The organism is Streptomyces sp. NPDC058964, from assembly GCF_042741275.1.
In the GTDB taxonomy this organism is placed as follows: domain Bacteria; phylum Actinomycetota; class Actinomycetes; order Streptomycetales; family Streptomycetaceae; genus Streptomyces.
Genome location: NZ_JBHYKH010001061.1, coordinates 1 through 1,074, shown reverse-complemented (window position 1 = coordinate 1,074; position 1,074 = coordinate 1). Strand labels below are relative to the sequence as shown.

The following is a 1,074-nucleotide window of genomic DNA, read 5'->3' as shown; positions in this document are numbered from 1 at the left end:
GAGGCCGTCCAGTGCGCGCACGACACCGTCGGTCTTCGTGGCCCAGGCGGGCACCGCGGTGTACTCCGTCAGGTCGTCGGCGGTCTTCTTCCCCGTCCACCCCACGCAGAAGACGAGGGCGACGACCAGCAGACCCCGCGCGACCCGCCGCGCCCGGTCCGCGCCGAGCAGGGCCGCGAGCAGCACGGGCGGCGCGAAGTACTCCGCGAACCGCTCGACGTTCGTGCCGACGGCGGAGGGTATGAGGTACGTCAGCACGGTCCCGACCGCGTACACGGCCCCGCTCCACCGGGCGACCCGCCAGACGCGCGGGGCCAGCGCCGTGACGGCGAGACCGAGCACGACCGGCGGCCATACGCGGCCGGCCGGCATCGGCTGCTCCCCGCTGAAGGGGAAGAACAGCGTGGTCAGCCCGACCACCGCGGCGGGCGGCACGAGGAGCACGAGGGCCCGCCCCCGGTCCCGTACCAGCAGGAACCCGGCGCCCACGACGGCCAGGAACAGCCCGGCCACCGGCGACGCCATGGTGGCCAGCGCCGCGTACCCGGCGGCGAGCGCCAGCCTCCGCTCCCGCACCAGGTGTACGCACGCGGCCAGCCCGAAGGCGACCCCGAGCGCGAAGGTCGTACGCCCCGAGGCGACGTTGCACCACAGGGCGAGGGAGGTGAGCAGGGCGACCCACAGCGGCCTGCGCACGCCGGTCCGCGTGATCAGCACCGCCGCCAGCCAGGAGGCGGCCAGCCCCGACAGGGCGGTGACCGTGCGCACGCCGAGCGCGGCCATCAGGTACGGCGAGATGACGCTGTAGTTGGCGGTGTGCACCCCGCCGTACCAGAAGAACCCGTACGCCGAGGCGCCGTGCCGCGAGACGAAGTCGGCCCACGCCACCTGCGCCGCCAGGTCGCCCCCGCCGGTGGCGAGAAACACCCACCACACCGCGTACAGCGGGATGGTGGGCAGGGTGGCGAGCAGGGCCACGCGATGCCGGCACCCGAAGGCACGCAGGGCGTCGCTGGGGCGTCTCTCCCGGCGCCGTTCGGGTCGAGAGAGGGGGAGTATGGCAGGGACCACGGT

1 protein-coding gene is annotated in these 1,074 nt (G+C 74.7%); it reads right to left on the bottom strand.

The features are described from left to right. A partial coding sequence (locus ACFW2E_RS47660) for a hypothetical protein (RefSeq protein ID WP_384478617.1) occupies positions 1-1,071 on the bottom strand: 1,071 nt, incomplete at its 3' end. Positions 1,072-1,074: the final 3 nt, after the last annotated feature.